The organism is Acetobacter estunensis (assembly GCF_011516945.1).
Classification (GTDB): Bacteria; Pseudomonadota; Alphaproteobacteria; order Acetobacterales; family Acetobacteraceae; genus Acetobacter; species Acetobacter estunensis.
The window spans coordinates 1-608 of the sequence record NZ_WOTH01000112.1; the positions used below are offsets into that span (position 1 = coordinate 1).

Genomic DNA, 608 nt, shown 5'->3' on the forward strand with positions numbered 1-608 from the left:
AGAGCCTGTTTGGAAATTCGGTGAGGGTGTGATTCAAGCCCTGGATGTGGACGCCAGAGCAGAGAGGCCGGATGGCCAGTATCACCCGCAAGACGAAGCGCTATCCGTCTGACATGACGGATGAGGAATGGGCGCGGATCGCGCCACTGATGCCTGAGCCTGGGCGCATGGGACGTCCGCGGGAAATTGAATTCCGCGAAGTGATCAACGCGGTGCGCTATCTGGTCCGCTCGGGCTGTGGCTGGCGAATGTTGCCGATCCATTTCGGGCATTGGCGAACGGTCTATGGCTGGTTCCGGGAACTGGCGCGGCGTTTCCTGTTTCAGACGATCCACGATGTTGAATTGATGCTCGATCGGGAGCGGATGGGTCGTGAAGCCAGTCCGTCGGCCGGGGTGATCGACAGCCAAAGCGTCAAGGCGCCTCATGCAAAGACAAGGGGTTATGACGCCGGCAAGAAAGTGGTCGGGCGCAAGCGGCATATCGCCGTCGATACGGACGGGCGCCTGCTGATGCTCAACCTGACACCGGCCGACATCTCCGACAGCGCAGGCGCACAGATGATCCTGGATGCGATCCGTAAACGCTGGCCCTGGGTGAAGCACCTG

Annotated in this window: 1 protein-coding gene; it reads left to right on the forward strand. The window is 60.7% G+C overall.

Features of this window, described 5'->3' with window-relative positions; genetic code table 11:
- Positions 1-44: 44 nt before the first annotated feature.
- A partial coding sequence (locus GOB87_RS16515; RefSeq protein ID WP_166319207.1) for an IS5 family transposase occupies positions 45-608 on the forward strand: 564 nt, incomplete at its 3' end.